Here is a 25,212-nt window from a genome sequence, read left to right on the forward strand (position 1 = left end):
TTGTGTGGGGTTGGGTGCTGCGGCCCACTTTTGTTTTACCCACAGGTAAACGGAATTAACTAAGCGTCGATCGGATCCTCGGTTTCCTCTTTTGGTGAATCCTCGTTGGCTCTCTGTGGCAGACTGTCTCTATGACTAATCAGACACCTAACTCCGATGTGATTAACCTCGCTTCTTCTGAGGACGAGGCTCAAGACAACTTCACTCCCGTAACGACCGAAGAAGGTAAGCTACAACAGCTTATTGAATGGCTCGAAGAACACGTCTCGGCCTATTCCTACTTGAGCGAGGTTGTCCCCTTGGGTGCCTCTGAGGAAGACATTAAGAAGGCTCGTGCGTCAGTCAATGACCGCGGCGCTCGTATGCCAGACGCCATTATTCACGGTTCGATGATGGTCCTGGGGGCGGCTGTCAACCACTCTTCGCCATACCTTGCGTATGCCGACGGCAAGGTAGAGGTGACGGATACGACGGTGGGGGATAGTCCTAGCGTTCCGGTTCGGGTTTTTGTCCCGCAGGATCCAACCGGGTCTGTGGTAGTTGCTGCACACGGCGGCGCTTTCTGGATGGGTGACGGCAGTCTGCGTGAGAATTCCTTCGGCCCAAATATGGCTGCCCTGGCAGCCCGATCGGGCGCAATTGTTGTGGATGTGGATTACCGTCTCGCGCCAGAGCATAAAGTATCTGAGGCCGTCAATGACATCGCGCGGGTAGTCGCATCTGTTGCAGATGATTCGTTGCAGCTTCAAAAATTGGGTGCAATGCCCATCAGTGATCAGAACCCGATAGTTCTCTATGGTGTCTCTTCAGGCGGCCACAACGTTGTTTCTGCGGTGGACCAGATTAGTCAAGACACTCCGGTTGCTCTGTTGCTCGTTGCCCCGGCTCTAGACCTGCGTGGTGCTCCTGCGGTGTGGTTGCAGGCATTCTTCGGCACCTCTGATGATTCGGCAAAGGAAGTGTCACCGGGATTGCATGAGCCGTCGCGAAGCATGCGTGTCCACGTTCAGGCGGCCTCCCGCGATACTGTCGTTCGGCCAGCTACCGAGTACCTGAAGAAGGTTGAGGAGGCAGGGGGAGAGGCCTCTCAGGCGGTATTCTTGGCGACTCACCAGATTGCGGTTCCAAAGGTTCAGCGAGAACAGATTACGGACGCGGCGCGGTTCATTCTAGAGGCCACTCACACGGAACGTGAGCTGCCAGAGGATCCGGCAGGTGAATACGATAAGGAAGCGATCGACCGGCAGAACGAAGAGTCATGGGGCAAGAGCTAGTCAATCCGTTTCAGTTCCCAATGGCGCTCTCGCCGTGCATGTGAGCACCGCGGAGGGGGCGCTGCTAAGGGAAATCGGGGGCGGGTCTAGAACAGTTCAGTGCCAAAATGTCGGGGGCTAACAGCCCCCGGACTAGTTCAGCGGCAGGAGGTTGCGCTTCGTTGCGTGTACCTCTTCCACCCGGTCGATGTTGCGTTCGAGCACATTCCAATCGTTGACAGGAATATTGCGCTGGGCTTGGGCAATGATTGACTTGTCTGGAGTGGACCACGCGAGCGGCACTGGGGTGATCTCGTCGTAGAACTCGGTGCGGCTCTTGTGTGTACCGGCCACAGCAACAGCTGGCACCTTCGCGCCCACGCGGCGGGGGACACCGGAAATCGTGGTGACCGTACGTGTAGCCAGGGCCGGGACGGGCTCGCCATCGGAGGGGTTTTTACGCATGTCCACCAGGGTCATCAGCACCATGGTCCGCTCATCCACACGCGCAATCATGGCCGGAACCAGCGGGGATTCGTCGTAAAGCTCTTGCGGATCCTTAATTGCGCGTCGCACCTGGAAGGTAACGCCGACGTAGAGAGCCGCGAGGGCGAAAAGCACAACCGCGCTGCCGATAACAAACGGCGTGCGGTCGAAAACTATTAGAACCAGCACAGCGCCGACGAGCAGCAGAGCAGAGAAAATGCCGGAGGAGATGAGCAGTCGGCGGGCATCGCGGTAGTACTCGTTGTTGGCGTTGGTGTGCTCGCGGTTGACGGGGAAGTGAAAGTTCATGGCAGTCCTTTAGTTATCCAGTTTTCTAGGATTCCGAGCTAGCGGTGGAATCACCGGGCAGGGAGGGCCCGAGGTACTCGTCTGCGTCGACGATTCGGTAGGCGTAGCCCTGTTCCGCCAGGAAACGCTGGCGGTGAGCTGCGTATTCGGTATCGAGCGTATCGCGAGTCACCACCGAGTAAAAGACGGCGCCACCACCATCGGACTTCGGGCGCAGGAGACGCCCCAGGCGCTGTGCCTCCTCCTGTCGGGAACCGAAGGTGCCGGAGATTTGCACGGCGACAGAGGCTTCGGGAAGGTCGATGGAAAAGTTCGCAACCTTGGAGACCACCAGCGTGTTGATCTCGCCGCGCCGGAACTTCCCAAAGAGCTCCTCGCGTTTGGCGTTGGACGTCTTTCCTTCGATGACGTCGACGCCGAGCTCTTCGCCGATCTCTTCGAGCTGATCCAGGTAGGCACCAATCACCAGAGCGGGTTCGCCCTCGTGTCGGGCAAGGATTTGCTTGACGACGGGAATCTTCGTCGGCGTCGTTGCGGCCAGACGATACCTGTCGGAGGCCTCAGCCGTGGCGTAGAGCATGCGCTCGGACTCGGTCGGGGTCACGCGGACCTCAACGCAGTCTGCCGGTGCGATCCAGCCCTGGGCTTCAATGTCCTTCCATGGGGCGTCGTAGCGCTTCGGGCCAATCAGGCTGAAGACATCGCCCTCGCGGCCATCTTCGCGCACCAGGGTAGCGGTGAGCCCCAGTCGACGGCGCGACTGCAGATCCGCACTCATTCGGAACACGGGAGCGGGCAGGAGGTGGACCTCGTCGTAGATGATGAGGCCCCAGTCGCGGGAATCGAATAGCTCGAGTGCGCGGTATTCTCCCTTAGTCTTGCGCGTGACCACTTGGTAGGTCGCAATGGTGACGGGGCGAATTTCCTTCTTTTCGCCGGAGTACTCGCCGATTTCGTCCTCGGTCAGCGAGGTGCGTCGCAGCAGCTCGTCGCGCCACTGCCTGCCGGCGACGGTGTTGGTGACCAGAATCAAAGTGGTGCGCTGCGCGTCTACCATGGCCGCTGCACCGACGATTGTTTTGCCTGCGCCACAGGGCAGCACCACGACGCCGGAGCCGCCTTCGCGGAAGGAATCAGCCGCCATGCGTTGGTAGTCGCGCAGTTCCCAGGTGTCGTGGCCTCCGGTGCCCTGATCCTGCCAAGCGATGGCGTGTGCCTCACCGTCGATGTATCCGGCGGTGTCATTGGCAGGCCAGCCGACTTTCAGCAGCTCCTGTTTGATTCGGCCTCGCTCGGAGGGGTGCACGGTCCAGGTGTCGGCATCGATTTGCTCGCCAAGCATCGGACGAATCTTTTTGTGCTTGGTCACCTCGGCCAGTACCGCAGGGTCGTGTGAAACCAGAATAAGGCCGTGAGCTGGATGCTTTGTCAGGCTCAGGCGACCATAGCGGTCCATGGTCTCCGCGACGTCGATAAGCAGCGGCTGTGGGACGGGGAACTTGGAGAAGCGCTCGAGGACATCGACCACCTGCTCCGCGTCGTGACCGGCGGCGCGGGCATTCCACAGCGCCAGCGGGGTGATGCGGTAGGTGTGCACATGTTCAGGAGCGCGTTCGAGCTCCGCGAACGGTGCCAGCGCCGCGCGTGCCGCATCCGCCTCCGGATTATCGACCTCCAGCAGCACCGTCTTATCCGATTGGACGATCAGCGGACCCGTACCGAAACCCATTATTTCCTCGCCTCGCAGACATTCGACCAAAAATAAGCTAAAGGTCAATTCTGCCACGATTACGCGGAAGATGCGGCACGGGCTCGAATCATCCCGAACCGCCACATTCGCTTCTGCATCGCTTTACGACGGTCCGCGCGCCCGCCGCCTAGTCGACAGGATGTACTTCGGTAATGCGATGCAGCAGGAAGCGCAGCACTTGGCTGGTGGCCGGGTCGATAGCATCGACCTGCCCACCGGAGACTGTGACTGGGCGCACGCGCTTGCGGCCGGGTTTGCCGTTGCGGTCAACGTAGCTCAAATACAGGTCGTCACCGTGGCGAGCCGCGCGCTGCAGGAGCTTGAATGCTTCGGTGCCGGAGGCGTAGTCGCTCGTGCCACCGGTGCTAGTGCTGGCACCGGCAGCTTTGTCCGTACCTGTCGTCGAATCCGCAGCCGAGTCAGAGACCCCAGCAGTGCTGCCACTGGCCGTAGCGCCGCTGGAACTACCAGCATGCTCAGCAGCACGGTTGCCATCGGCAATAGCCGTCAACGCCTGGCTGATGCGTTCCGGTTCGGGCATCGTTGTACGCGCAGCGGGCACCGGAGCCGGCGCCTCAATGCGGCAGGGAGCGCGACCGAGATCCAGCACCAAACCCTCTGCATCTTCGGCGATGATGGAAAAGCCCGCATTTCTAGCGGTCTCAATCACCTGGGCAAGCGGGGCCTGGCTAATTAGCACCGTTTCGGCAATCTTCCGCAACGCCAGGCTTTGCCCAGCCTGGTGACTCTGGAATGAGGCCAGCAGGGCCGGATCGTCACAGCGGATAAACGAAGCTGCGGGGCCACCGCGGAGACGACCGTGGCGGCGGGCGACGTCGTCAAGCAAATAGGTAATGGACTGCGGCACCTCGCCGACGGCGTAGCGCGAAAGAAACTCCGAGATATCGGCGGCGTTGATGCCGGCGTCGAGGGCATCGCGGAGGCTGTCTTCGGTCACACGGTAGACGCTGGCGAGGCCGGGAGATTCCAGCTGCGCAATCGAACTGAGCATGCGTTCCATCTCCGGGGATGCAGGGCCCGGTACGACAATGGTGTTGTCCGCCTGAACCATCAGGTACGAGGCGTTCGGCGGCAAGAGGTTGTTACAGGCGGCACGCAGATCGTCGAAGGCCTCGGCGGTACCGGATTCGATGAGCGCGACCATGGCTTTGCCGACCTCGCTAAGGCCGACGGAAATCGTTTCCACGCCCGGGTCCCGCACGACGATGCCGAGGGCGACCAGCTCGTCGACCACGCCACTGAGCGTCTCGTCCGTGCACCTCGCGTTGGTAATCGGGTAGTAGTAGGCGGCGCATTCACGCAGGTCAGTCAGAGCAACGATGTCGTTGTCGCTTGCCGACGACGCCACCTGCGCACAGCAGGCCAGCACCATTTCCCGGATTGACGGTACCCCGGAGAGCCGAGCTTGTGGGGAGAGTAGAGCAATGCGCTTGCCTTCCTCATTGAGCTGGTCGACCCGCCAGGGAGCTGCGTCGCTAGTGCGAGTGCCGACCGTCAAACTCACCCACCGGTCAACCAGATCGGCGTCGAGGAAGCCGTCGGCTGCCAGCGTGGGGGCGAAATAGTCACCACCGCTGTCGTGCAGTGGCAGCGGATGCGGAGTGCCGACATGAACCAGGCCCGCTGCACTGAGGTTAGCCACGCCGCGAGCCAACTCCGAGATGTCGACGCCGAGCTCCTCGATGAGACTGCGGGTTTCCCGCACTCCGATGACACCGTTTTTCAAGGTCGGCGCGGGGGCGGTTCCCAGCAAGTCCAGCAGGTCAGTCGCCTGTCGCAAAGTTTCCCAGGCAGTGGCGGCAGCACGGTCGTTACCGCTGGCGATCACGTGGGTAGCGGGGGTTTCGGGGCGCAGGGGGACGTCGTCGTCGGCAAGCCCGACTCCACGCATAAGCGCGCGAACGGTGGCGGGCAGGCGAACGGTGCCCTCGTCGATGCGTTCGAGCAGGCCGGCGTTGATGAGCGCTGGGACCGGCAGCGAAGGGTCGGCATCCGGATGAGCGCCCTTTGTGACGCCGAGCCCTCCGGAGTTGGCGAGGGTATCCAGGAGACGCTGCTGCCTGTCTGTGACCTCGGTGAGTGCCGTGCGTAGCTGGCTGCGGCTGGGGCCATCGGGATTGGGCAGAAGATACCAGCCGGGTGGCAACGAGGTGGCGACCTCATCGCTGAGACAGAAGTAGTCCTGCCAGGGCAGAGGTTTCTTGCGGGTGGACTTGCCGGTGAAGGTGCCGCGGGGGCCGGGACCGTTGCCCCAGATGAGTCCGTATTCGCGCAGGGTATCGAGGCTTGTCCGAATATGCGTGGCCGTGGGCCGTTGATTGGCGGGAACCTCTGCTCGAGAGAGTAAGTCGAGAATGTAGTCGATGAGGGCGTCCGCAGTGACGGGTTCGGCGTCAGCACCGAGGTCGGCGGCGGCCTCAATGCAGGCGAGCTCCAGTGCGGGCAGTTTGGTCAGCGCGCGGGAGACAGAAGCGCGGAGCTGGAGCCTTGCCGCTAGCACCTGGGAAGACTTCGGCGGTGGCGACAGCGCATCGGGGCGATTGCTGAGGATAGTGCCCACAAATTGGTCTGGTTGACCTGCCAGCCAGTCGGAAAAGAGTGCAAAGGGGGTGGTGCTAGTCATGACAATCCCCACTTTAGTGAGATTTAAGGAGGGGAGAAGGTGACTGGGGAGAAAATTTTTGGGATAATCTCAGCATGGCTAACGTTGCAAAGAAATCCTATGTCGATCCCGGCTGGCCGAAGGACCTCGAGCCTGGTCAGCACGCTGTTACTGAACTGATTGCTCACCACGCTGGTGCAGATTCGCCTTTCGGCGACATTGAGTTCCCGGTTGATCCGGAGACTCTGGGTTACGTGCACCCGACCACGGTGATTAACAAGTAATCTTTTAGATTCTTAGCAGAGCTACTTCTGCTGGAGGCCCGCAGCCGTGACTGCTAGTTCAGCCATGGCTGCGGGTTTTCACATCAGTGGCCTCGGGGCGGGGGCTTGAGTAGGGGCGCTTGAAGTGGGGGCTTGAAGTGGGCGGGGGCTTATTCAAGCCCAGTTTTTTGGCCAATCCACCGGAATGGCCCCATGGATGCGGGCTGCAAATGTGAAACTGTGTAAGTTTATGACACTTTCAAGCCATTTTTCGGGCCATTTTTGTCATAAACGCAGTCACTAACTCGCGTTGGCACGCGGTCGCTAGCCATAAACGCAGGCAGTAACTCACGCAGTCACTAACTCGCGTTGGGTCGGTACCGCCAACCTGCGGAAGCCAAAAAGTAGCCCCGAGGGGGATTACCCTCGGGGCTACTGTGATGAGCTGGCTAGCTCGAAAGTCTTAAATCAGACCCTGCAGCTTCGACAGGTCGAACGGAATGGCTGCGACCAGTTCCTGCGGGAGCTCAACCTCGCCGGTCAGTGCACGGAACTCAGCGATGAGTGCCTGAGCGTCGGACAGGCTGTCGACGTTGGACAGGCGGTCAGCGAACTGCTGGACCAGGTCAGTCTTGGAGTCGGAAGCAGCAGCTGCCGGAGCGGCCTGTGCGCGAACAGGAGCGGAGCCCTGGCTCGGGTGCGGACGATCGGTCGGGCCGGAGGAGAGACCCAGGCTTGCGGAGCAAGCCGGCCATGCGCCCCAACCCTGCTGAGCCAGGACCTTCTCAGCAACGTAAATCTGCTGCTCGCGGGAAGCCTGATCAGCGGTCGAAGCGAACTCGTTACCACCGAAAGCGTTCCAGGTGCTTGCGGAGAACTGCAGACCGCCGTAGTAGCCGTTTCCGGTGTTGATGTGCCAGTTGCCGCCGGACTCACACTGTGCCAGGCGGTCCCAGTCGGAGTCCGGAGCTGCAGAAGCGGTCGGTGCGAAGATAGCGGCACCGGCACCGAGGATTGCGCCGGTCAGTGCAACCTTTGCCGAAGTGGAAGCGAAGGTGTTGGTCTTAGCTGCGTGGCGAGCCATATGAAAATTTCCTTTTCGTCGATTTTCTTTGTGGCGCCAGTGGGGCTAATGCAACCCCATCTCACTCTTATGGAAAGTTCTTCACGTTATTGATAACGGGCCGATGTCATCGCACTGGAGTGAGATGAAGGCGATCTATGCGACTTCGTCCGTTAAACGCGTCGATTGCACACCGTAGCGGTTGATAACGAAATAGTCACGCGAATCGCCGGATTCTTAATTTTGAGCGCAGGTGGGAAATATGCATAAAAGTAGGTGAAACTGCAGGTAAGAGACGTGACTGTTATTGGTGTTGTGTAAGTTAAAACTTCAAAATGTGATAAAGCTCACGTTATCGTCTTGTTATTTTTCCGGTTTTGGCGCGCCGCATGCACTGAGAAGGATGGCCATAAGAGATAGCCATAAAGAACCAACGCTGGCAGTTAGTTGCCGTCTCGGTGTGTCAATCCGCGAGCGTGCTCGCTTCACTCAAATCCGTCTTCCCTTTATGTCTCCATCTATGGGTATAATTGAGTTCTTTAGGTAATCGGAGGTGACGTGCACATGCACGCCGCTACCGCTGCCGCCACTTCGCACTAGTAAGCAGTAATAAATAATGTGTTCCCCGTTGGAGTGCGTCCTGTTTTGGTCGCACCTTAATTAAAGGAACACCATTAAGACAGCGCCCGGCCCGGCATATCCTCGCGATCCTGTCTGGCCAGGCTCGCCGCGAGCGAGCCTCTAACTCTGGCCGTTTGTGCGTGCGAGGACGGTGGCAAATGCGGAAGAATTGCATCTCCGATCCGAAGACCCCGAAGGGCAGTCACCGCTGCACAAGGGGGAACGAGGTTGAGTGCCCCCAGTCACAGGGCACGGGAAGGTTAGGTGGAAAGTGCCCATCGGTAAGGTCAGGTGGTACGACAAGGATCGCGGTTTTGGCTTCGTTTCGAATCCGGACGGTGAAGATGTCTACATCGGCAAGAACGTGCTGCCGAAAGGTGTGGAAGAACTCGTAACTGGTCAGCGCCTGGAGTACGACTACGCTGACGGCCGCCCAGGCCCGCAGGCTCTCCGGATCAAGGTGCTCGACGAGGGACCGCGCGGTGCCCGTCACCGCCGTGGCGGGGCAGGTGGGGGCGCAGGAGCCCGTCGTCAAGCAAAGAAGCACAGCCCCAGCGATCTCAACGGCATGATTTCGGACATGATTTCCATGCTGGAGTCGACGGTGCAGCGTGACCTGCGCGCCGGGCGTTACCCGGAGCGTAAGGACGGCCACCAGATGGCTGAAGTCCTGCGTGCGGTCGCGCGCGAGCTGGACTCGTAAGTCGGTAGAAGATGTGAAAAACGCCCGCTCACGAAGGTGGATAACCTCAGTGAGCGGGCGTTTTGCTGTGCTTTACGACGGTTCGTTGACGATCGACCAAGTAATACCGTAGGTGGTCTCTTCACCCTCGGAGTTCTTTCCGATGAGCGCGGTGGAAACCTCCACGACCCCGAGTGGGGTGCGTTTGCCGGCAACAGCTGCGGAGCCGGCGATGGTCTCGGTCGTGGCTTCGCCCGGATCCTTGCGAGAGGTGGAGTTGACCGCATCGTCGGAGAAGAAACGCTGCAGAGTCCAAGAGTTAGAGCCAACAGTGGAGCCGACGTTAACCTCAGCTGTCTCCTGCTCGCCCAGAGAAATCTTGGCGGCGTTGGCCTCAGTCGTGGTGCAGGCATTCTTCTCAAAGAGGTCGCAGACACGGTAGGGAAGAACCTCTGTGGTTTCGCCGTCCTGAATGACTTCGATGGACAGCGCGTGAGGGTCGTCGATTGCCTGGTTGGTCCACTTATTGACAGCAAGGACAATGCCGGTGACGACAAGACCCACCACGACAATAGCGCCGACAACCATGAACGCCTTACTATTCTGTTGCCAGCGGCGCCTACTCGATCCCATCAACTCTCACTTCCCGACATTCGTAACGGAATTGAAGCTACGTTCAGTCACACTAGCCGTTTTCGGGCCAGATACTGCTATTCACTCACGGTAACACGGTAGGCCGTGGGCCATTTCTTCCCTGTGAGCAGGAACTGGCGGGGGCCATTGGGGGAGGTAGAGGAAGAATCCGGCATTAGAGCAATGCCGTTGAGCACATCAATACTGTTTTGCTCTGCCGGGGAGAGCTGCGTGTACAGGTCGCGGAAGAGTTCGGTGGCATCGACGATGCCTGTGACCTTTCCGTCTTCCGGGTTGATGCGGTAGATGAATGGACTCTGCCAGACGTTGGCCCAAATCTCGCGGTGCGATTGCGGGGAGTTTGGTCCGTCCGCGTTGCTCTGGTTGTTTGAATCGCTCGTGTCCGCTGGTGCTTCGTCCGGCACTTCGTCCGGAGCTGCGTCGCCGTCGACAGTGACGCACTCGAGTTCGTTGAGCCACGTTGTCTCTGTACCTGCTGCAGTGACGGGCAGTTGACGCTGGGAAGAGAGGTCATCGGGGGCGCGGAAAGTGAGGGTGCCACTGCCGTCGGAGGTCACGATGGTGTCCTCGAAGGAGCACGCGCCCCAGCCCTCGGTGTCGAAGGGAACCTCGCGACGCTGCTTGAGAGTAGCCGCGTCGCGTTCAATGGCGCGTCCTTCCTTCCACGTCAGCTGCCACACGGTATCTCCATGACGGGTAATCCCCTCGCCGAAGAGTTCAGGCTGTAAATCTTCCACGTTGGTCGGCTCGGCTGCAGAGTTGTCGAGCCACTGCGGTAATCGGTAAATCTGGGACTCGCCGTAGAGGCCAGTACCCATCAACAAAGAGCCATCGGGTTCGAACTCAAGGCCCTGGACAAAAGGCGCAGCGACATTCTTCTCCGTGGGAAGTGGTGGAGCCAAGACAGGATAGGACTGCTCGATGGCCAGTTTCAGTGTCGGAACGTCACCGAGCCCCGGCACCTTATCGGCACCGACCAGCTCGGAGGGATTAACCGATGCCGAAGTCGACCTTGGGGCGGTGCCGGAGTTCGAGTCCGCACTAGCGCCACTAGAAGGGGCCTCGCCTGAGGGATCGCCACCTGAACCAGTTTCAGCCGCACAGCCGGCCAATAGGGCGGCAGTTGCCACGGAGAGGATGGCAGCTCGGACCGTCGTAAAGCGTGATGAGTGGAAAGGGCGGGCGAGTTTTGCATCGCCCGACGGGAATCTGTCCATAGCTTCACTCTAGGATAGGAAACGTGACTGAAAATCGACGACGTTCCCGAAACAGCCGCCGACGGGGGAAGGTGATGAATCACCAGGCGGTCGACACTGCCCGTACCGCGATTGAAGAGCTCGGGGAGGGGCCTGCCGGCGCGCACACCGGTGTAAGTGTCGTAGGCGAGGGCGTTGCGGTGCATCGTTTTGCGGCTGACCTGCCCGGATACAGGGGCTGGGAGTGGCATGTGGTGGTCGCGTGCGCGCCGGGCACTCAACAGGCGACGGTCAGTGAAGTGGCTCTTGTCCCTGGCGAAACCGCGCTGCAGGCGCCTGAATGGGTGCCCTACGAGGAGCGGCTGCGCCCCGGTGACCTCGGTCCGCGCGATTTGTTGCCGGCTGCAGTGGGAGATGAGCGACTCGACGGCGATGACTTGCAGACCCGCACCTTGTCGGCGCGTGGTGTGGAAGACACCGAGCAGCGTTGGGAAGAGGGCGATACCGGCCCCGAGAGTGACTTTGCTCGGGAAGCATTGCACCGCTGCCGAACCTGCGCCTTTATGGTCCCGCTGACCGGTCCGCTCGGTAAGAACTGGGGCGTGTGCGTTAACGAATGGACATTCGATGCCACGGCCGTAAGCTTTGACCACGGCTGCGGTGCTCACTCAGCTATCCCGGAAGTAACGGGGCAGGGTGCACCGGTGGCGGAACCCTACCAGGATTCCCACCTGTAGCTTTCCACCTAGGCAAACGCGATGACGAAGAAGGTGCAGTTTCGACGCCACTGTGGCCCCAGAGACTGCACCGTTACGGATTTCGGCACAAAAATTCCGCTCTGACACGGATAAACACGTGACACGGATAATAAAGAGACTCTAGAGAGGCATAAAAAATGGACAAAGGTACGTCCACCTCTGCAACATCCTCAGATGAGGCGAAGGACTCCAAGCCTGCACGGAAGGGGAGCCATCTTTCGGCAGTGGACCGCTATTTTCACATCACGGAGCGCGGTTCGACGACCGTGACCGAGATTCGCGGTGGCGTAGTGACCTTCTTCGCGATGGCCTACATCATTCTGCTCAACCCGCTGATCCTTGGCAATATCGAGGATGTCAACGGCAATAGCTTGGGGATACCGCAGGTCGCCGCTGTCACCGCGCTCGCCGCGGGTGTCATGACCATTACTTTTGGTCTCTTTGCCAAGTACCCCTTCGGCATTGCGACGGGCCTGGGCATCAACACCCTGGTTGCCGTGACATTCGTTGCTAACGAGGGGCTGGCCTGGGAAGAAGCGATGGGCCTGGTCGTGCTGGACGGCGTGATTATCGTGCTGCTGGCGCTGACCGGATTCCGCACAGCTGTCTTCCACGCGATTCCGTCCGATATGAAGGCCGCGATGAGTGTGGGTATCGGCCTATTCATTGCCATGATTGGTCTGGTCGACGGTGGCCTGGTTCGCCGTATTCCCGATGCCGCTGACACGACTGTCCCGGTGCAGCTCGGCATCAATGGTCAGATTGCCTCGTGGCCGACCGCCGTGTTCGTCCTCGGGCTGATTATCTGCGGCATCATGGTTGTCCGCAATATTCCAGGTGGCCTGTTCATCGGCATCGTGCTGAATACCATCATTGCGCTCGCAGTCGAGGCCTTGACGGATGCGGGCCCCTCCTTCGCTGATGGCAAGCCAGTGCCGACCGGTTGGAATCTCGCGGTACCGACTCTGCCGGACCGCGTAGGCGGCATGCCGGACTTGTCCCTCGTTGGAGCTGTGGATCTTTTCGGATCCTTTGCCCGCGTCGGTGCCCTCAGCGCCACCATGCTGCTGTTTACCTTGGTCCTGGCGAACTTCTTCGATGCCATGGGCACGATGACTGGTCTGGGCAAGCAGGCCGCACTTGTCGATGAAGACGGTGTGCTGCCGGACATGAAGCGCGCACTGGTTGTCGAAGGCACCGGTGCCATTGTCGGTGGTGCAGTCAGCTCCTCGTCGAACACCGTCTTTGTGGATTCCGCAGCGGGCATCGCCGATGGTGCACGCACTGGCCTTGCCAACATTGTCACCGGCATCCTCTTTCTGGCAGCGATGTTTTTCACCCCGCTCTATGAAATCGTGCCCATCGAGGCTGCCGCGCCAGTGCTGGTCATCGTCGGTGCCATGATGATCGGGCAGATCACCGAGATTGATTTCACCCGTTTCGACATCGCACTGCCGGCATTTTTGACTATTGTCACCATGCCGTTTACCTACTCGATTGCAAATGGTATCGGCATCGGTTTCATCACCTTTGCTGCGATGGCTATCTTCTCGGGTCGTGCCAAGTCCGTACATCCGCTGATGTGGATTGTCTCCGGCCTGTTCATCATCTACTTCGCCGCCGATCCGTTCACCGCTCTGCTGGGCGGCTAAAGAGTTTCCATGAGTACCACCACATTCCTCGAACGCTTTGCGCCCATCGTCGTCGACGATCCCGCCGACAGCCGTCTCGATGACATCCGCAACCTCAACAAGTCCGATTCCCGCCCCGATTTGCCCGGTGGGAAGGGGCTGGTCATCGCCGAAGGCACGCTCATTGTGCCGCGGTTAGTGCGCTCACGCTTTCCGCTCCGCGCAGTCTTTGGTACTCGCCAGAAGCTCGCATCGCTTGCCGACGGACTGACCGCGAGCGAGGCCGCTATTGCGGAAACGGTGCCCTGGTTTGAACTCGACCGCGAGGTTCTGGCCGCAGCGGCCGGATTTGATCTTCACCGCGGCCTGCTGGCCACCGCTGACCGCGCGCCGGAGCTATCGGTGGACCAAGTTCTGAGCGGAGCCACCACCTTGGCCCTGATGGAGGGAGTCGGTGACCACGAGAACATCGGAGCCCTGTTCCGTAACGCGGCGGGCATGGGCGTGGATGGGGTCGTCTTCGGCGCGGCCTGCGCCGATCCGCTGTATCGCCGCAGTGTGCGCGTTTCCATGGGGCATGTGCTGACAGTCCCATTTGCGACTCTGCCCGGTACTACGACCACCTGGCAGCGAAGCCTGGACCAGCTCAAAGAGCAGGGCTTCCGCGTGGTGTCCATGACCCCTGCGGGCACGGTGGACCTGTGGGATGCCATGGACACGGACAAGGTCGCGATTCTCGTTGGCGCTGAGGGACAGGGGCTTACCGAGCACGCGATGGCAGCCACCGATGTGCGTGCTCGCATTCCCATGTCACCGGGAACTGACAGCCTGAATGTGGCTACCTCCGCGGCGATCGCGTTCTACGAGCGACTGCGCGTTCAGTCGCAGCGCGCAGGGCGGTAGAAACTATTTCCCGAACTTGCCTCGCACCCGCTGCCAGGTGCGGCCAGCGAAGTTCTTGGCCTTAGCCCCAAAGCGACTGAGCTCCTCCAGAAAGTCTCGGTTCGGCTCTGCGTTGTGAACTTCGTAGTCGTCGTAGGCGCGGTCAAACTCTGCGCCAGACTCGGACGAACCCGGCTCACCCATTAGCCCGCGTGGACTACGAGACGTCGAATACGAAGCTCCGGGAGCCGCACGACGGCCATCCACCGCAAAACCACTAACAGGGATATCGGTAGCGGGCGAATGCGGGTCGAATCCGAGCCAGTCGGTGATGACGGCGTCGGCAAGCTCTGCCGGAACGAACGGCAAACCGACCCCCTCGCGTGGACGTGAACCCGTATCTTCGAAAGCGTCGGGCAGCGGGCGGTGCTTGCCCGCCCAGAAACTGCCCTCTGCGGGGCAGGGAAGACCGATGTCTTCCAGTGTGCGGTAGCGAGTAGCGGAGAAAGCGCGCTTGAGCTCACCATCGTGCCAATGCGCAAAGGCACCGAAGCCCGTGGATTTATTCGACACACTCGCGTAGACGTCCGTGGCGGCAATCTCCTGCCGTAGACGAGGCGACAGCTTGGACAGCTGCGAGACATCATCGAGAACCGTCTGCAGTACGGCAACGCCCTCAAAGCCACCGATGTAGTATTCACCGTCACCGGTTTCCGCCGAGCGGTTGAGCGGGAAATCACCAATCGGTGTTACCGGCAGCGTTGAGTCATAGAGAGCTAGGAAACGACGCCCGAAACCGCGGTCGTGCTGAACACCTGTCTCCAGGGTCGCAGCAGGGTCATTGGTGCTGATAAACCAAATCGTGACTACACCGCGGCGAATCGCGGAGAATTCGAAATCAGAAGCGTTGCCACTGGTCATGGAGCTCATTGTCGAGGGAAACTCCTACTTCTTCGGGCCGTTCGGACGTACGCCGAGAAGCACATCCTCCCAAGACGGCATGACAGTCTTCTTCTTGCGCTTCGGCTGCTCCACGTCCGGGTGCTGCAAGAACTCCGCCTCGTCAATATCGTCGTCGGCGGCATCGCTTTGCGACGGAACATCCTGCTCCCCGTGGCCTCGCTGCGGCTCCGCCGAAGACTGCCATGCGGCTGGCATCTCAGAGGTGTCAGCGGTATCGGCAGCTCGATTGGCCTGCGGAGCCAAGTCTCGGTTGCGGCGGGCAAAGTCGGGGTCAATCAGCTCTGCTGCCAGCTCATTGCGAGCAATGGTGAGCGCGGAAAGTCCCTCCGCCTGGTAACTCCACTCGGCCACGTTGGTGGTATGGCCGACATTCCAAGTAACCGTCACAATCCACTGTCCACTCGGGTCGCGGTAGGCGTCCCACGAGGCATCGGCGAGTTCCTGGCCACGGGCGGCAAAAGCGGTGGCGAGAATCTCCCACAGGGACAACTTGGCCGGGCCATCAATGCGACGTGGCTTCGACTGCTTGCCGAGCTCCGCAATACGTGCGCGCTCTGCAAGCACCGGGTAGGCGAAGGACTCAATCTTGCGCGGCTGCATGCCGCTGTACTCAATGAGCTCCTCCACCGTTTGGCCGCTGCGAATGCGATCCTGGATTTCGCGCGGCGACAAAACTACGCGGGGCTCTTCCAGAACTGGCTTCGGTGCCGTTGGAGTCTTCTTCGGTGCCCCGCCTGCCGTAGCGGAGTTGCCGGTCGTCTCGCTGCCTTCCGCCGCGTCGCCGCTTGCGGTGGTGGCTTCCGCTGTGCTGTCACTAGTGGAACTTCCGTCGGTGGAGCCCCTCTCTGCGGTAGCACTCTCCCCAGAGCTACCGCTGGCAGTGGCGGTGGCGGCGCTGGATCCGTCGGCAAGCGATGCGGAATCAGCTGCAGCAGGGGAACCGGCGGCATCGGCGAGCTCGAAGTGCTCGACCAGGAAAGTGCGCAGGTTCTCGTCGAGAGGCAGCGTGAAGCGAAGTCCCTCCTGCCGTTCCTGCTCGGTGATATCGGCGGGAACGAGAATCAGTGAATCGGTCACATCGCCGTCCAGAACGGGCTTCAGCTCCCTCATGCGAGAACCTCCTTGTTGGTCGACGTTATAAGTAATGCTCACTAATCATGGTAAACGACAAAACTCCCGCGTCACGGACAAATGGGGCAATGCCCTTGCGCGTGGCGCGGGAGTTATGCGGCTGAGGCCGGTATTTGGCTGTTACTTTGCAGCGTAGCCGTTGTCCAGAACCCAGTCGATAGCGCCAGTCAGACGACGGATGTCCTCCGGGTCGATGGCCGGGAACATACCGATGCGCAGCTGGTTGCGGCCCAGCTTGCGGTACGGCTCGATGTCGAGGATGCCGTTGGCGCGCAGAACCTTGGCAATCTGTGCGGCGTCGATGTTGTCCTCGAAGTCGATGGTGCCGACGACCAGCGAGCGCTTTGCAGCATCGGTGACGAACGGAGTTGCCTCCGCGCGGTTCTCAGCCCAGTTGTAGAGGTGGGAGGAGGACTCGGTGGTGCGGGCAACCATGCCGTCGAGGCCGCCGTTGGCGTTCATCCACTTGACCTGATCAGCCAGCATCAGCAAAGTGCCGACGGCCGGGGTGTTGTAGGTCTGGTTCTTGCGGGAGTTATCAACGGCAGTCTGCAGGTTCAGGTAAGCCGGGATGAAGCGGTCGGAAGAATTGATCTTCTCAATACGATCGATGGCAGCCGGGGACATTGCAGCCAACCAGATGCCGCCGTCAGAAGCGAAGCACTTCTGCGGGGAGAAGTAGTAGACGTCAGCCTGGGACATGTCGACCGGGAGGCCGCCGGCACCGGAGGTGGCATCGATAGCCACGAGCTGGCCCTCGGAGCCTGCCGGGCGGGTGACCGGAACCATGGTGCCGGTGGAGGTCTCGTTGTGAGCCCAACCAATAAGGTCAACGCCCTCTTCGCCAGCGACAACCTCAGGTGCGGAACCCGGCTCTGCTTCGATGATCTGCGGAGCGTCGAGCCACGGAGCCATCTTGGAGGCCTTGGCAAACTTGGAGGAGAACTCACCGTAAGTCAGGTGAGCGGACTTCTTCTCGATGAGCCCAAAGGTGGCAGCATCCCAGAAAGCGGTTGCGCCGCCGAGGGACAGGACAATCTCGTAGCCTTCCGGAAGCTGGAAGAGCTCAGCCAGACCCTCGCGAACCTCACCAACAACGTTCTTCACTGCCGGCTGACGGTGGGAGGTACCCATGATAGAGGTACCGCCGTCAACGATTGCCTGAATCTGTGCCGGGCGAACCTTCGACGGACCGCAACCAAAGCGGCCGTCGCCGGGCTGGAACTCTTCAGGGAGGACTGGGAATTGATCGCTCATATGAGGCGCAACCTTTCAAAGTGCATTCAAAGTGAAGCTTGATATACAGCCGTTGTCTTCAAACTCTAGCGGTAATCGGGGGTACTTATAGCAAAAGGGTGGGGTTCAATTGCCCCCGCTTCCGTACTTTGCATAACAAAACAGGGTGGATTGGCGTATTTGCAAAGTTTGCGAAGAATTTTTTCCAGTTTTGTTGGTGCTGAAAACTTGGCGGTGTGGGGCCTCGGGCGGGCGGCGAGGGGTGAATTATTGTGGATTTAGTCGATGTGTTTTCGGGCGTCGGCTCGATGGCTTTTGAACTTTTAAAGACATTGGCCGCTGAATGGGCTCCTGACCTCCTGATTAGTAAATGGGCAGTGACAACGTAATAAACCCGTTTTTTCCATTTGCATTTCGGGGTGAAGAGGGGTCAAGATTGGGTAAGCCCAGGCTGCCCGAATGGGGTAGAGGGTGTTGCACTGCTCACACTCTTTGATATTGTGTGTTCTAATCCACTGCAGGTGTCGGTTCTTTATGGTTACGACACGGTCGATGTGAACTAAGCAAACTTTTTTCACTGGGCAAGATGCAATGGAACGCAAATGTCGCGCATAATTGAATCATTGAAAACAATGCGACCCCGAAGGGGTGGCGTGGAGTTGGGAGGCAGCATGCTGTTTTCCGCTGTGCCTGCTTCCCCCGCACTCTGGAGTCGTTAAGAAGAATTTTTCTGTGAAAGGGAAGTTGTGGCTACTAAAGACGGCAAGGCTGTACTCCACTACCCGGGCGGCGAGTTCGAGATGGACATCGTCAAGGCAACCGAGGGTAACGACGGTATCGCACTGGGCAAGATGCTCCAGGAAACTGGACTGACCACCTTTGACCCGGGCTACACCGCCACCGGTTCTACCGAGTCCAAGATCACTTACATCGACGGCGGTAACGGCATCCTGCGCTACCGCGGTTACCCGATTGAGCAGCTGGCTGAGAAGGCTACCTTCAACGAGGTTTCCTACCTACTGATTCACGGCCACCTTCCGTCTGAGGAAGAGCTTGCGCAGTTCAACCACGACATTCGTCACCACACCCTGCTGGACGAGGACTTCCGTCGCGCATTCAGCATCTTCCCGCGTGGCGCACACCCGATGCAGACCCTGGCTTCCTCGGTCAACATCCTGGCTTCCTACTACCAGGACGAGCTGGATCCGCTGAACGAAGAGCAGCGCAACCTGGCTGCGGTTCGCCTGATGGCTAAGGTCCCGATGCTGGCTGCATACGCTTACCGCGCATCCAAGGGTGAGCCGTACATGTACCCGGACAACAACCTGAACGCTCGCGAGAACTTCCTGCGCATGATGTTCGGTTACCCGACCGCTGACTACGAGGTTGATCCGGTAGTGGTTGATGCTCTGGACAAGCTGCTCATCCTGCACGCTGACCACGAGCAGAACTGCTCCACCTCCACCGTCCGCATGGTCGCTTCCTCCGGCGCTTCCATGTTCGTCTCCATCGCTGCTGGTATCAACGCTCTGTCTGGCCCGCTGCACGGTGGCGCTAACCAGGCTGTTCTGGAGATGCTCGAGGACATCCAGCAGAACCACGGTGGCGACGCAACCGAGTTCATGAACCGCGTGAAGAACAAGGAGCCGGGCGTCCGCCTGATGGGCTTCGGTCACCGCGTCTACAAGTCCTACGACCCGCGTGCAGCTATCGCTAAGAAGACCGCTCACGAGGTGCTCCAGCACCTCGGCGGCGACGAGCTGCTGGATCTGGCTATGAAGCTGGAAGAGATTGCACTGGCTGATGACTACTTCGTCTCCCGCAAGCTCTACCCGAACGTTGACTTCTACACCGGTCTGATTTACCGCGCCATGGGCTTCCCGACGGACTTCTTCACCGTCCTGTTCGCCATCGGCCGCCTCCCGGGCTGGATCGCTCAGTTCAACGAGCAGGTCACTGACCCGGCATCGAAGATCAACCGCCCTCGCCAGATTTACACCGGCGAGACCGAGCGTGACTTCGTTCCGCGCGACCAGCGTTAAGGTTTTTAGCGATTACCGCGTAGGGGTTCCTCGCAGGTAACTCAGCATAGAAAAGTCCAGCGTTGAAAACGCGAAAAGGCGCGTACTAGCCTTCGAAAGGTTGGTACGCGCCTTTTATTTTTCCTAGAATTTTAAGAAGCCCCATTTGAGTTGGGTCCATTTAAGTTGGAATAATTGCCAGCTTTGATAAATGCCAACTGTGATAGGAGATTGTCTTGTCCAAGCCAGAACTCACTGCTAAGTCCGGTCCGGCTCCGACGGAACTCGTCATCAACGACCTCACTGTCGGTGACGGCAAGGAGGCCACCCCGGGTGCTCGCGTCGAGGTCCACTACGTGGGTGTTGACTACGAGACCGGTGAAGAGTTCGACTCTTCCTGGAACCGCGGCCAGTCCATCGAGTTCCCGCTGAACGGTCTGATTGCCGGTTGGCAGGAAGGCATTCCGGGCATGAAGGTCGGCGGTCGCCGCGAGCTGATTTGCCCGCCGGAGAAGGCTTACGGCCCGGCTGGTGCAGGACACTTCCTGTCTGGTAAGACCCTGGTCTTTGTCATCGACCTGTTGGACGTTAAGTAAAAGGCCACATGCTGGCTCTGTTGGCTGGCTGAGCTTCGCTTCGCGGTTCCTGTCCATTCCTCCGTCGTCGGTTTGCAGGATTTCCGGCGAAGAAAGTGACTGCGTTTATGACACTTCAGGCGTGAAAAATTGCCCAAAAGTGTCATAAACCCAGTCACTTTCTTGCTTTCTGAGGTTGGGGTGGGGGCTGAAGGCCCAAACCAGCCCCACACCAGGCCCCAGCCCCCTTACTCGCTCAGCGCGAAGCGACGGTAGTGGTCGAAACGCTGCTCACGGCCAACGCGAGCCGGATTCTTCTCTAGCTCCCAGAGGGCGTGCTCGATAGCACTCAGAGCACGGCGGGGCAGTTCGGCCGGATTCTCAGGTTCGGCCACAATCTCGTCGATGACCCCGGTCTTCAGCATGGCCTCGGCGCCAACGCCCTGCTCCTCCATCATTTCCGGGGCATGCTCGGTGTCTCGGTAGATAATCGCCGAAGCACCCTCCGGCGGCAACGGAGACATCCAGGCATCGTGCATTGCCAGCACGCGGTCAGAGGGCAGCATGGCCAGCGCACCGCCACCGCAGCCCTGGCCGAGAATGAGTGACACGGTCGGAACCTTCAAGTTCACCAGCGTGGTCAAGGTGCGGGCAATCTCGCCGGCCATGGCATTTTCCTCGGCGTCCTTGGTCAACTCAGCGCCTGGGGTGTCAATGACCGTGACCAGCGGAATGTTCAGGCTTTCCGCGATGCGCATCGCACGGCGGGCAAAACGCAGTGAGCCCGGCCCCATTGGATGCGTGCCCAGCGGCGGCTGGTTATGGCGATCCTGGGCGACCAGAATCACCGGCCGCTCACCAATCCGCGCCAGGCGAGCCCGAACCGACAGCGACTTGTGGCCATCGCCAGTGCCGGAAATCGGCACGGAGCAGTCGACAAGGGCATCGATAATGTCGCCGCCACCTGGACGAGAAGTATCGCGGGTGCGCAGGATAGCTTCCCAGGTATCGCGACCATCAATGGCTGCTACTGGCGGTGGGGTGGGTTCGCTGGGGTCTCCGTCGGCAAGCACGTCGATGGTGCGGCGGACAGCGCCGCGCAGACGTTCGAGCGGAATGATGCCGTCGATAATGCCCTGCTTGAACAGGTTCTCGGAGGTCTGAACGCCTTCGGGCATGGGTTCGCCGGTAGCCAGCTCGACGACGCGCGGGCCGAGGAAGCCGAGAAGTGCGCCGGGCTCTGCGAAGGTGAAGTGGCCTGCCGACCCCCACGACGCCATGACACCACCGGTGGTGGGATTGCGCAGGTACACCAGGAATGGCAAGTGAGAATCCTTGTGGCGCGCCACTGCGGTGGTAATAGAGATCATGAGCGCGAACGCCGCAGTGCCCTCCTGCATGCGAGTGCCGCCCGAGGTCGGGGAGAGCAACAGGGGCAGCTGCTCCGCAGTCGCGCGCTCGATGCTGCGAATAATACGACGAGCGGTTGCGGCGCCGATAGAACCGCCGAGGAAGCCGAACTCAGAACAGATGACGGCGACGCGCTTGCCGCCGACGGTGCCTTCACCGGTGATAACGGCCTCATCGAGACCGGTTTTCTCAGAGGCTCGGGACAGTGTGCCGCGGTAGGACTCGTCGATGTTGCCATGCTCGGGCGCGCCGTCCCAGGAGGTGAAACTTCCGTGGTCGAGGACGGTATCTATTACTTGTTGGGCGCTGATTCTAGCCATACCTCCACGGTAGTAAACAAGGGGTAAACCGGCTTAGTTGATGGTGGGCGGAAAGGGGTAGCGCTATTGTCGGAAAAAACGTGTCCGCACTACCGAGGAGTCGAACCAATGCCGATTACTGAGCGCCTCACCGAGCTGGCTGAACAGAGGCCAAACGTATGTGTCGTCGGTTCCATCAACGCAGACCTGACTGTCACCGTGAAGCGCCTGCCGCATGGTGGCGAGACTATCGAGGGCAGTCCTCTGCGCATTCTGCCGGGCGGTAAGTCGGCGAATCAGGCGGCGACGGCTGGAAGACTGGGCGCGGCCGTGGAACTGGTCGGCGCGGTCGGTTCGGATCCCAATGCGCAGTTGCTGCGCGACGCGCTTACCGACGCTCACGTGGACATCTCTGCAGTTGAGACCGTCGACTCTGCCACTGGTACAGCCATGATTGTCGTTGATGATGCGGCGGAGAATTTCATTGTCATCTCCGCTGGCGCCAATGGTGAAGTCGATGCTGAGATGGTGCGCAGTCATGCGGACAAGATTCAGCGGGCTGGGTGCCTCGGTCTGTGTCTGGAGATTTGTGATGAGGCTGTCCTGGCCGCCGCACAGATTGCCCACGATGCGGGTGTGCCGGTGGTGTTCAACCTGTCGCCGATTCGGGCGGTCAGTGAGGATCTGCTCGCGCTGGTCGATGTCCTCATTGTCAACGAGCACGAACTCGCAGCCATCATCGGCTCCGAGCGCGCGGTCGCCGGTTGCGAGCACGGTCAGTGGGATGCGGTTGGGCGCGCGCTTGCCGACGAACACGGGATTTCCACGGCCATTGTCACACTTGGCGGGGAGGGGTCTGCGGTCTTGAGGACGTCGGAAAGCGAGGTGGCAGTCACTCGCATTCCAGCGCTGCCCATCGAGGTCGTGGACACCACGGGCTGCGGTGATGCGTACATGGGTACGGTCCTCACCGCGTTGGCCGCGGGCGATGATGTGGTGACGGCAGCTCGTCTTGCGGCGGTGGTCTCGGCTCATGCGGCGACAGGCGTGGGGGCGCAGACCTCCTATGGCGAGACAGGAAAAATCGCGCAGTTTGCGGCGGACCATGGTCTATAAGGTGCGCTGAGCAAACTACGCGATTGACGATTATTCGGTTTTAGGTGACCGTGGCCGAAGGAGCCACGCTCTTTTGGGCAGGGCTGGGGCTAGCTCTTGGCTGTCAGAGCCTTCTTCCAGCTGACCGCGGCACCGGTGCGCAGGACATTGCGCGGGTAGATCCAGGCGGCGAGTGCGATGACTGCGGCTACTCCCACAACCATGATTAGCAGCGAAGCCGCCAACTGGAGTGCGGAGAAGTTGCCAACGGCGTACTGCATCGGGGCAGTGGTGATGGAAACCGGTGGAATCCACGCTGCAATCTGCATGACGGTAGAGTCCAGCTTGCTCCAGCCAAACAGCGGAACATACATCGTGATCAGCGAGAACACCAGTACCGGCATCTGTGCGCCCTGGAAATCTTCCATACGGCTGACCAAGGATGCGGAGGCTGCATACAGCGCGGCGAAGAAGAAGTAACCGAGGATGAAGCACGGGACCAGCAGCCAGACTGCGGACCACGGCACATCGAAGCTCTCCGCCAATCCGGTAATCATGAGGGCAACTGCGGCGCTGGCGGTCAGCACGCTCATCATGATGATGCCAGCCAGACCGGCGCCGAGGATCTTGCCGGCCAGCAGGTGCGCCGGGCGAACTGTCGAGAGAATGATCTCGATGACGCGGGAGGACTTCTCCTCGATGACGCTGGTGGCCACCGCGCCGCCGAAGACGAGGATGGCGGTCATCATGACCATCACACCAATCAGTGTGATGACCACTGCGGGCATCTTCTCGTCTTTGGCTTCATCCAGGGACTCCACCGACACGGCTGCGCTTTGAGTCTTGGAGAAAAACTCGCTGGGGTTGATTCCGTTTTCGCTGAGCAGCATGGCTTCATTTTGTTTCTGCAGCGATTCCTGCAGCATTGGGGCCAGCCAGGATGGGGCGTCGTCGGCAAGCAGCTTCCACGAGCCCTCCTTGCCTTCTGCGGTGTCGGGGACGAGAGCGGCGTCGGCGTCGCCGTCGGTGACGGCAGCGCGAGCGGCCTTGTCGTCTGCCGCGGACGTAATCTCCAACGGTGAGAGCGATGCTGTGGCAAATGCGCCGGCTGCGGCATCCGCGCCTTCAGCATCCTTTATTTCGGCGGTGGCGTCGGCGAGAGAGTCCGCGAACGGCGCTTCTCCGACGACCGCGGTTTTTACGGTGTCATTATCGGACTTGGAGGTCATGTAGTCGGCAACGAAGATACCGCCGACGGCCGCCACTGCCATGATGATGAGCGTGATTAGCGAGCTTTTCTTCAGCAGATGCTCGCGGAGTTCGCGGACGAAAACAGTCTTGACGGCCGTTGAGGCGTTGTAAGTGTTGGTGCTCATTGCTGTACGGCCTCCTGGTAGAGCTCGGTAAGTGGAATTTGCAGAGGTCCAAACGAACGGACCGTTCCCGCTGCCATCGCGCTGTGTAGCAGCTTCTGGTCGGTGTCGGCGGGGGCGTTGGAATCGAGGTGAACGACGGTGGCACCATGGGTATCACGCTCCACGCTTGTCACGCCCTCGACGGAGGTCGCCCAATCCTGGGGCGCACCATCGAGCTTGACGACGAAAGCCCGTGGGCCCCGTGCTCGCAGCTCATCAACAGTGCCTTCCACGAGCATGCGGCCGTCGCGGATGATGCCGACGCGGTCACACATGCGCTCGACAAGGTCGAGCTGGTGGGAAGAGAACACAATCGGGGTGCCGCGGTCGGCGTACTCCTTGAGTACGGAGCTCATCACCTTGACCGCAACTGGGTCGAGACCAGAGAAGGGCTCGTCGAGGACTAGTATTTCTGGGTCGTGGACGAGGGAGGCTGCCAGCTGCACGCGCTGCTGATTGCCGAGCGAGAGCGTGTCGACCTTGTCGTTGGCACGCTCGGTGAGACCGAGGCGCTCCAACAAGTTGTCGGCATTGGATTCCGCGCGCTTGGTGGGCACACCGTGTAGGCGAGCAAAGTAAATCAGCTGCTTGCGGACTTCAGCCTTGGGGTAGAGGCCGCGTTCTTCTGGCATGTAGCCAATCGTGCGGCGCAGCGAGTCATTCATCGGGGTATCGCCGATGCGCACCTCGCCTTTATCGGTGGCCAGCACGCCCAGGGCAATGCGCATAGTGGTGGTCTTGCCGGCACCGTTAGAGCCGACGAAGCCGTAGATTTCTCCAGGGTGAACTTGGAAGCTCATGCCACGGAGAACCTGCAGGTCTCCGTAGGACTTCTCAAGCCCGTCAATAATGAGGCTGTTCATGGTGATCCTTAGATTGAGGAGTGAAGGGCAGAG

At 60.1% G+C, this 25,212-nt stretch carries 21 protein-coding genes; 9 read left to right on the forward strand and 12 right to left on the reverse strand.

Annotation, left to right across the window (positions count from 1 at the left end; genetic code table 11):
- Window positions 1-131: 131 nt before the first annotated feature.
- The gene (locus tag HMPREF2547_RS07965) at window positions 132-1,274 is read left to right on the forward strand and encodes an alpha/beta hydrolase (RefSeq protein ID WP_070605436.1); all 1,143 of its coding nucleotides are present in this window, start codon (window positions 132-134) and stop codon (window positions 1,272-1,274) included.
- A gap of 132 nt (window positions 1,275-1,406) precedes the next feature.
- On the opposite strand, the gene HMPREF2547_RS07970 is transcribed toward HMPREF2547_RS07965, so the two are convergent.
- From HMPREF2547_RS07970 to HMPREF2547_RS07980, 3 genes are all read right to left on the reverse strand, one after another.
- On the reverse strand, window positions 1,407-2,048 hold the full coding sequence (locus HMPREF2547_RS07970) for a DUF3239 domain-containing protein (RefSeq protein WP_049171985.1): 642 nt from the start codon (window positions 2,046-2,048) through the stop codon (window positions 1,407-1,409).
- Between the two features lie 25 nt (window positions 2,049-2,073).
- The gene (locus HMPREF2547_RS07975) at window positions 2,074-3,777 is read right to left on the reverse strand and encodes a DNA repair helicase XPB (RefSeq protein ID WP_016423319.1); all 1,704 of its coding nucleotides are present in this window, start codon (window positions 3,775-3,777) and stop codon (window positions 2,074-2,076) included.
- Window positions 3,778-3,925: 148 nt separating this feature from the next.
- A complete protein-coding gene (locus HMPREF2547_RS07980; RefSeq protein ID WP_070605439.1) occupies window positions 3,926-6,442 on the reverse strand; it encodes a helicase-associated domain-containing protein in 2,517 nt (838 codons plus the stop codon).
- A gap of 74 nt (window positions 6,443-6,516) precedes the next feature.
- Here HMPREF2547_RS07980 and HMPREF2547_RS07985 point away from each other — a divergent pair, with 74 nt between their 5' ends.
- Window positions 6,517-6,705 carry a hypothetical protein gene (locus tag HMPREF2547_RS07985; RefSeq protein ID WP_016423317.1) on the forward strand — a complete coding sequence of 63 codons (189 nt, stop codon included), beginning with the start codon at window positions 6,517-6,519 and terminating at the stop codon, window positions 6,703-6,705.
- Window positions 6,706-7,147: 442 nt separating this feature from the next.
- On the opposite strand, the gene HMPREF2547_RS07990 is transcribed toward HMPREF2547_RS07985, so the two are convergent.
- Entirely contained in the window at window positions 7,148-7,768 is a 621-nt protein-coding gene (locus tag HMPREF2547_RS07990) for a transglycosylase family protein (RefSeq protein ID WP_016423316.1), read from the reverse strand.
- A gap of 871 nt (window positions 7,769-8,639) precedes the next feature.
- On the opposite strand from HMPREF2547_RS07990, the gene HMPREF2547_RS07995 reads away from it, so the two are divergent.
- Window positions 8,640-9,071 (forward strand): cold-shock protein, encoded by a 432-nt coding sequence (locus HMPREF2547_RS07995; RefSeq protein ID WP_005511873.1) that lies wholly within the window; start codon window positions 8,640-8,642, stop codon window positions 9,069-9,071.
- A gap of 72 nt (window positions 9,072-9,143) precedes the next feature.
- Here the strand turns inward: HMPREF2547_RS07995 and HMPREF2547_RS08000 are convergent, their stop codons facing one another.
- Both HMPREF2547_RS08000 and HMPREF2547_RS08005 read right to left on the reverse strand, forming a co-directional pair.
- Window positions 9,144-9,638, reverse strand: coding sequence for a DUF2771 family protein (locus HMPREF2547_RS08000; RefSeq protein ID WP_016423315.1), 495 nt, complete (start codon window positions 9,636-9,638; stop codon window positions 9,144-9,146).
- Between the two features lie 122 nt (window positions 9,639-9,760).
- Window positions 9,761-10,921: a glutaminyl-peptide cyclotransferase gene (locus tag HMPREF2547_RS08005; protein WP_049171372.1), complete on the reverse strand. Its 1,161-nt coding sequence runs from the start codon at window positions 10,919-10,921 to the stop codon at window positions 9,761-9,763.
- 23 nt (window positions 10,922-10,944) lie between these two features.
- Between HMPREF2547_RS08005 and HMPREF2547_RS08010 the strand changes: the two genes are divergently transcribed.
- The 3 genes from HMPREF2547_RS08010 to HMPREF2547_RS08020 all read left to right on the forward strand — a co-directional run bounded on the left by HMPREF2547_RS08010 (window position 10,945) and on the right by HMPREF2547_RS08020 (window position 14,192).
- A complete protein-coding gene (locus HMPREF2547_RS08010) occupies window positions 10,945-11,637 on the forward strand; it encodes a DUF3027 domain-containing protein (RefSeq protein WP_224433761.1) in 693 nt (230 codons plus the stop codon).
- Between the two features lie 158 nt (window positions 11,638-11,795).
- Window positions 11,796-13,310: an NCS2 family permease gene (locus tag HMPREF2547_RS08015; RefSeq protein WP_016423312.1), complete on the forward strand. Its 1,515-nt coding sequence runs from the start codon at window positions 11,796-11,798 to the stop codon at window positions 13,308-13,310.
- Window positions 13,311-13,319: 9 nt separating this feature from the next.
- Window positions 13,320-14,192 (forward strand): TrmH family RNA methyltransferase, encoded by an 873-nt coding sequence (locus HMPREF2547_RS08020; RefSeq protein WP_070605443.1) that lies wholly within the window; start codon window positions 13,320-13,322, stop codon window positions 14,190-14,192.
- Window positions 14,193-14,195: 3 nt separating this feature from the next.
- Here the strand turns inward: HMPREF2547_RS08020 and HMPREF2547_RS08025 are convergent, their stop codons facing one another.
- The 3 genes from HMPREF2547_RS08025 to serC form a co-directional block, all read right to left on the reverse strand.
- Window positions 14,196-15,101, reverse strand: coding sequence for a DUF6928 family protein (locus HMPREF2547_RS08025; RefSeq protein ID WP_070605446.1), 906 nt, complete (start codon window positions 15,099-15,101; stop codon window positions 14,196-14,198).
- A gap of 15 nt (window positions 15,102-15,116) precedes the next feature.
- Window positions 15,117-16,244 carry a septation protein SepH gene (sepH, locus tag HMPREF2547_RS08030; RefSeq protein WP_083296879.1) on the reverse strand — a complete coding sequence of 376 codons (1,128 nt, stop codon included), beginning with the start codon at window positions 16,242-16,244 and terminating at the stop codon, window positions 15,117-15,119.
- Between the two features lie 141 nt (window positions 16,245-16,385).
- A complete protein-coding gene (gene serC, locus HMPREF2547_RS08035; RefSeq protein ID WP_070605449.1) occupies window positions 16,386-17,522 on the reverse strand; it encodes a phosphoserine transaminase in 1,137 nt (378 codons plus the stop codon).
- A gap of 725 nt (window positions 17,523-18,247) precedes the next feature.
- Here serC and HMPREF2547_RS08040 point away from each other — a divergent pair.
- Complete coding sequence (locus HMPREF2547_RS08040) at window positions 18,248-19,543, forward strand: citrate synthase (RefSeq protein ID WP_016423307.1); 1,296 nt, start codon at window positions 18,248-18,250, stop codon at window positions 19,541-19,543.
- A gap of 215 nt (window positions 19,544-19,758) precedes the next feature.
- Complete coding sequence (locus tag HMPREF2547_RS08045; protein ID WP_005511805.1) at window positions 19,759-20,118, forward strand: FKBP-type peptidyl-prolyl cis-trans isomerase; 360 nt, start codon at window positions 19,759-19,761, stop codon at window positions 20,116-20,118.
- A 227-nt stretch (window positions 20,119-20,345) separates the two neighbouring features.
- Here HMPREF2547_RS08045 and HMPREF2547_RS08050 read toward each other — a convergent pair whose 3' ends face one another.
- Window positions 20,346-21,827: a carboxyl transferase domain-containing protein gene (locus HMPREF2547_RS08050; RefSeq protein WP_070605452.1), complete on the reverse strand. Its 1,482-nt coding sequence runs from the start codon at window positions 21,825-21,827 to the stop codon at window positions 20,346-20,348.
- Window positions 21,828-21,935: 108 nt separating this feature from the next.
- On the opposite strand from HMPREF2547_RS08050, the gene HMPREF2547_RS08055 reads away from it, so the two are divergent.
- Window positions 21,936-22,922 carry a ribokinase gene (locus tag HMPREF2547_RS08055; protein ID WP_016423305.1) on the forward strand — a complete coding sequence of 329 codons (987 nt, stop codon included), beginning with the start codon at window positions 21,936-21,938 and terminating at the stop codon, window positions 22,920-22,922.
- An 89-nt stretch (window positions 22,923-23,011) separates the two neighbouring features.
- Here the strand turns inward: HMPREF2547_RS08055 and HMPREF2547_RS08060 are convergent, their stop codons facing one another.
- Complete coding sequence (locus HMPREF2547_RS08060; RefSeq protein ID WP_070605455.1) at window positions 23,012-24,277, reverse strand: ABC transporter permease; 1,266 nt, start codon at window positions 24,275-24,277, stop codon at window positions 23,012-23,014.
- On the reverse strand, window positions 24,274-25,179 hold the full coding sequence (locus HMPREF2547_RS08065) for an ABC transporter ATP-binding protein (protein WP_069359659.1): 906 nt from the start codon (window positions 25,177-25,179) through the stop codon (window positions 24,274-24,276). The genes HMPREF2547_RS08060 and HMPREF2547_RS08065 overlap by 4 nt, the downstream gene beginning before the upstream one ends.
- Window positions 25,180-25,212 lie beyond the last annotated feature (33 nt).

This window comes from Corynebacterium sp. HMSC055G02, assembly GCF_001809065.1.
Taxonomy (GTDB): Bacteria; Actinomycetota; Actinomycetes; order Mycobacteriales; family Mycobacteriaceae; genus Corynebacterium; species Corynebacterium jeikeium_D.

Bases quoted from the DNA above. Each gene is read 5' to 3' on its own strand.
- HMPREF2547_RS07965 (WP_070605436.1), top strand. From the start codon at position 132: ATGACTAATCAGACACCTAACTCCGATGTGATTAACCTCGCTTCTTCT.
- HMPREF2547_RS07970 (WP_049171985.1), bottom strand. From the start codon at position 2,048: ATGAACTTTCACTTCCCCGTCAACCGCGAGCACACCAACGCCAACAAC.
- HMPREF2547_RS07975 (WP_016423319.1), bottom strand. From the start codon at position 3,777: ATGGGTTTCGGTACGGGTCCGCTGATCGTCCAATCGGATAAGACGGTG.
- HMPREF2547_RS07980 (WP_070605439.1), bottom strand. From the start codon at position 6,442: ATGACTAGCACCACCCCCTTTGCACTCTTTTCCGACTGGCTGGCAGGT.
- HMPREF2547_RS07985 (WP_016423317.1), top strand. From the start codon at position 6,517: ATGGCTAACGTTGCAAAGAAATCCTATGTCGATCCCGGCTGGCCGAAG.
- HMPREF2547_RS07990 (WP_016423316.1), bottom strand. From the start codon at position 7,768: ATGGCTCGCCACGCAGCTAAGACCAACACCTTCGCTTCCACTTCGGCA.
- HMPREF2547_RS08000 (WP_016423315.1), bottom strand. From the start codon at position 9,638: ATGGTTGTCGGCGCTATTGTCGTGGTGGGTCTTGTCGTCACCGGCATT.
- HMPREF2547_RS08005 (WP_049171372.1), bottom strand. From the start codon at position 10,921: ATGGACAGATTCCCGTCGGGCGATGCAAAACTCGCCCGCCCTTTCCAC.
- HMPREF2547_RS08015 (WP_016423312.1), top strand. From the start codon at position 11,796: ATGGACAAAGGTACGTCCACCTCTGCAACATCCTCAGATGAGGCGAAG.
- HMPREF2547_RS08020 (WP_070605443.1), top strand. From the start codon at position 13,320: ATGAGTACCACCACATTCCTCGAACGCTTTGCGCCCATCGTCGTCGAC.
- HMPREF2547_RS08025 (WP_070605446.1), bottom strand. From the start codon at position 15,101: ATGAGCTCCATGACCAGTGGCAACGCTTCTGATTTCGAATTCTCCGCG.
- sepH (WP_083296879.1), bottom strand. From the start codon at position 16,244: ATGAGGGAGCTGAAGCCCGTTCTGGACGGCGATGTGACCGATTCACTG.
- serC (WP_070605449.1), bottom strand. From the start codon at position 17,522: ATGAGCGATCAATTCCCAGTCCTCCCTGAAGAGTTCCAGCCCGGCGAC.
- HMPREF2547_RS08050 (WP_070605452.1), bottom strand. From the start codon at position 21,827: ATGGCTAGAATCAGCGCCCAACAAGTAATAGATACCGTCCTCGACCAC.
- HMPREF2547_RS08055 (WP_016423305.1), top strand. From the start codon at position 21,936: ATGCCGATTACTGAGCGCCTCACCGAGCTGGCTGAACAGAGGCCAAAC.
- HMPREF2547_RS08060 (WP_070605455.1), bottom strand. From the start codon at position 24,277: ATGAGCACCAACACTTACAACGCCTCAACGGCCGTCAAGACTGTTTTC.
- HMPREF2547_RS08065 (WP_069359659.1), bottom strand. From the start codon at position 25,179: ATGAACAGCCTCATTATTGACGGGCTTGAGAAGTCCTACGGAGACCTG.